Source organism: Paraburkholderia sp. (genome assembly GCF_034668105.1).
GTDB lineage: Bacteria > Pseudomonadota > Gammaproteobacteria > Burkholderiales > Burkholderiaceae > Paraburkholderia.
The window spans coordinates 1-4395 of the sequence record NZ_JAXDPY010000153.1; the positions used below are offsets into that span (position 1 = coordinate 1).

The window sequence follows — 4395 nt, forward strand, 5'->3', positions numbered from 1 at the left end:
CTATCCCCACCCGCGATCCCGCCCGGCGGATGCACGATCACCGCATGACAGATACCGTGACCTTCGGGATAAAGCGGCCTCTGAACTCGCAGCGGCCCGTCATGCAGCCGATGCTTGAGCGTGGTCCGCTCACCATCCTTGACGAATCCAAGTGCAAGACGCGCGCGCCATTGCGAATGAGCGCTGGCTTGCGCGGAAGCGAGCGTGACGTGATTTTCGTGAAGCGACATGCGAATGGAATGCGACCGGACGAAGAGAAGCAAAGCGTGCCTGCGCACGTCAGACAACGCTCAACCGCGCTGCCACAGGATGCGGCGAGAATAGCACGTCCGCTTGTGCGTGCCGCTCACACGGCGATCAATGTCCGCACGCCATCTGCATCCATGTTGGCGCCTTCGCCGCCCGCAATGATCTCGCCACGGCTCATCACCCAATACCGATCGGCGATCTCCTTGGCGAAGTCGTAATACTGCTCGACGAGCAGCACGGTCATGCCCATTTCCTCGACCAGTTGACGCAGCGTTCGGCCAATGTCCTGAATGATCGACGGCTGAATGCCCTCGGTTGGTTCGTCGAGAATCAGCAGTTGCGGGTCGCTCATCAACGCGCGGCCAATCGCAAGCTGCTGCTGCTGACCGCCCGAGAGATCGCCGCCTCGGCGGCTGCGCATGTCCTTTAGCACCGGGAACAGTTCGTAGATACGATCGGGGATCTTCCTGGGCGCCTTCTTGCTGGCGGCGCCCACCATCAGATTTTCTTCGACGGTCAGGCGCGGGAAGATGTCGCGGCCTTGCGGCACATATGCGAGGCCCTTTTCCACGCGCGAGTAGGTCGGCAATTTGGTGATCGGCGCGCCGCGCCAGGCGATCGAGCCGCTCTTCGTTTGCACGACGCCCATCAGGCAACGTAGCAGCGTGGTCTTGCCCACGCCGTTGCGGCCCAGCAGAACGGTGAGCTTGCCGTCGGGGACGGTCAGTTTCACATCTCGCAAAATGTGGCTGCCGCCGTAGTACTGGTTTAGGTTTTCTACTTCAAGCATTTTGGTGATCCTATCGGGGGTTTTTGCCTGCGCGGCGCTTTGGTTTGGCTGCCTATGGCGTTGGCTTTTTCTTGATCTGGCTCTTTGGCCTTTCCTTGATCTGGCTCTTTGGCCTTTCCTTGAATTGTTATTGGTCTATTAGTGTTGCCCCTGTGCGGGGCGGCACTTACTTTCTTTGCCGCGGCAAAGAAAGATAAGCAAAGAAAGCCGCTCACACCGCCAGCTCATAAGCGGGTCCCTCGCACAGCCACGGCAGTGGTGCATCTGGAATCCGTGTTCTCGCACATTCGGCGTGAGTGACAAAGCCGTCATACTTCCGGCGGCGCTCCGCGCGCCGAAGCTCACGTCATCACACCATCGGGTCGTTTCTAACCGACCCCGAACTAGTCCAAAAGAGCGGCGAACGCTCGGCGGCATCACCGCATTTCACATCTTCAATCTGTCAATGCTTCACTTGGCTCCCACTCCCATGCACCTGTACTTGCACCTGCAAATTCATGTTGTTGGACGTCGCTGCGTCTGTTAGCGAACCGTGCATGGAGCAACGGGCGCGGTGCCGAGGCGAAGCCGAAGGCTCCCGCCGCGCACGAACGAAGCGCCTGGTTTCCCATGCAAACCCATCCGCGACGCACGTAGTGCGGAGTGGGAGCTGATGAGTGCGTTGTCACTCACGTCGAGTGTGCGACGGCACGGATTCCAGATGCACCACTACCGTGGCTGTGCGAGGGACCCGCTTATGAGCTAGCGGGTTGAGCCGCTTTCTTTGCTTATCTTTCTTTGCGGCGGCAAAGAAAGTAAGTGCCGCCCCGCACAGGGGCAACGCTAATAGACCAATAAGAAATCAAGAAAAGGCCAACACCGAAGGCATACAGCCAACAGCCGCCCGGCAAGCAAAAACAACCCTCACCGTCCAAGATAAGACTCAATAACAGTCTCATCTCTCTTAACTTCATCCAACGTGCCATGGGCCAAAACACGCCCTTCGGCCATCACGGTCACCTTCCCAGCGTCGCCAGACAAAGCCGCCACAAACTCCATATCATGCTCGACAACCATCATGGAACAAGTCCCACGCAAGTGATTAAGAAGCACAGCCAACTGCATAGTCTCATCATCAGTCATCCCAGCCGCAGGCTCATCCAGCAACAGCAACGCAGGCTGCTGCATCAACAACATCCCAATCTCCAGCCGTTGCTTCTGCCCATGCGACAACTCGCCGGCAAGACGCCGAGCCTCACTCTCAAGTCCAATCAAAGCCAACGTCTGTTCAATTCGCGCTTGCGCATCCCGATCCAACCGCGCGCGCAAAGAAGCCCACCATCCTTTGTCGGCCTTCATCGCCAGTTCGAGGTTCTCCCACACAGGATGCTGCTCAAAAACAGTCGGCTTCTGAAACTTCCGCCCAATGCCCGCGCGAGCAATAGACGGCTCGTTCATCCGCGTCAGATCGATCGACTGCCCGAGATACACCTTGCCGGAGTCCGGCTCGGTCTTCCCGGTGATGACGTCCATCATCGTCGTCTTGCCCGCGCCGTTCGGCCCGATGATGCAGCGCAATTCCCCGGCGTCGATAGTCAGCGTCAGTGCATTCAACGCACGAAAGCCGTCGAAGCTCACGGTCACGTCTTCCAGGTACAGGATCGTGCCGTGCGACACGTCGATCTCGCCGGGCACGACCGCACGGCCCATGCTCGCGACGCCGCTCAACGAGGTTTCAGCGGGGTCTTCAGGCAACGCAAGATCTGGAACCATCGGGTTTTCGTTCATGTGCGGTTCCTCTTGCGCGTCACGAGTTCGATCAGCCCCATGATGCCGTTCGGCAACAACAACGGAACCAGAACGAAAATCAGACCGAGGAAGAACAGCCAGTATTCAGGGAAGTTCGCCGTAAAAAAGCTCTTCGCGCCATTCACCGCGAACGCGCCGATGATCGGCCCGATCAACGTGCCGCGTCCGCCCACCGCCACCCAGATCGCCATCTCGATCGAGTTGCCCGGCGACATCTCGCCCGGATTGATGATGCCGACCTGCGGCACGTACAACGCGCCGGCAATCCCGCACAAAATAGCGGACACGGTCCACACAAACAGCTTGTACGCGAGCGGGCTGTAACCGAGAAACATCAAACGGGTCTCGCCGTCGCGCACAGCCGTCACCACGCGGCCGAGCTTCGAGGTGACGATTGCCCGCGCGCCAATGAAGGCCAGAATCAACACGGCGAACGTGATGAGCAGCAGAGCAGTCCGCGTACCCGGATGCGTAATCGGAAAACCGCCGATGCGCTTGAAGTCGGTAAACCCGTTATTACCGCCGAAGCCGGTTTCGTTGCGGTAGAACAGCAGCATGGCCGCGAACGTCATCGCCTGCGTAATGATCGACAGATAGACGCCTTTCACCCGCGAGCGGAACGTGAAGAAGCCGAACACCCACGCGACAACGGCGGGCACCAGCACCACCAGCAGCAGCGCATAACCGAGATGCTGCGTGCCTTGCCAATACCACGGCAGTTGATGCCAGTCGAGAAACACCATGAAGTCGGGCAGATCGGTGCCGTATTTGCCGTCGTGCCCGATCGATCGCATCAGGTACATGCCGATCGCGTAGCCACCCAACGCAAAGAACAACGCGTGTCCCAGGCTCAGAATGCCGCAGTAGCCCCACACCAGATCGAGTGCCAGCGCGGCGATCGCGTAGCACATGAACTTGCCGGTGATCGTCATCGCGTAAGCGGACAGATGCAGCGCGCTCGTCTCGGGTACCACCAGCGTCGCGAACGGCACGCCGAGACCGAACACGATGATCAGGGCGATCAGTGCGAGCCACGCACGTCGCGACAGCAGCGCGGGGCGCGGCGGCAAGCCGAGCGCGAAGCCGGACTGCGTGTCGCGTCCGACAGTGACACCGCCGCCCGTTGTGCCGACGTGAGCCGATGAGGTTGCCGATGTCATCTCATGCCTCCGCGCTTCGGCCCTTGAGGGCGAACATGCCCTGCGGACGCTTCTGGATGAACAGCACGATCAGCACGAGCACCGCGATCTTCGCGAGCACCGCGCCCCAGAACGGTTCGATCGCTTTGCTGACTAGCCCGAGCCCGAAGCCGCCGATCACCGTGCCGGCCAGTTGGCCGACACCGCCGAGCACCACGGCCATGAACGAATCGATGATGTAGCTCTGGCCGAGGTCGGGTCCGACATTGCCGATCTGCGACAACGCACAGCCGCCCAAACCGGCAATGCCCGCGCCAAACGCGAACGCATACGAATCGACGCGCGCGGTCTTTACACCGACACACGCCGCCATCCGCCGATTCTGCGTGACGGCGCGCACGAACAGCCCAAGACGCGTTTTAGTCAGCA

The 4395-nt window shown here is 60.0% G+C and carries 4 protein-coding genes and 1 pseudogene; all 5 read right to left on the bottom strand.

Annotated features, from left to right (window positions below; all coding sequences use genetic code 11):
• A pseudogene (locus tag QOC89_RS06910) lies at positions 1-230 on the bottom strand (urease accessory protein); the annotation flags it as partial.
• A gap of 116 nt (positions 231-346) precedes the next feature.
• Positions 347-1039: an urea ABC transporter ATP-binding subunit UrtE gene (urtE, locus tag QOC89_RS06915; protein WP_323044344.1), complete on the bottom strand. Its 693-nt coding sequence runs from the start codon at positions 1037-1039 to the stop codon at positions 347-349.
• A 903-nt stretch (positions 1040-1942) separates the two neighbouring features.
• Positions 1943-2806 carry an urea ABC transporter ATP-binding protein UrtD gene (gene urtD / locus QOC89_RS06920; RefSeq protein ID WP_323044345.1) on the bottom strand — a complete coding sequence of 288 codons (864 nt, stop codon included), beginning with the start codon at positions 2804-2806 and terminating at the stop codon, positions 1943-1945.
• Positions 2803-3987 carry an urea ABC transporter permease subunit UrtC gene (gene urtC, locus QOC89_RS06925; RefSeq protein WP_323044346.1) on the bottom strand — a complete coding sequence of 395 codons (1185 nt, stop codon included), beginning with the start codon at positions 3985-3987 and terminating at the stop codon, positions 2803-2805. Before urtC ends, urtD begins: the two co-directional genes overlap by 4 nt.
• A 1-nt stretch (position 3988) precedes the next feature.
• The coding region (locus QOC89_RS06930; RefSeq protein WP_416340368.1) for an ABC transporter permease subunit at positions 3989-4395 on the bottom strand (407 nt) is incomplete at its 5' end.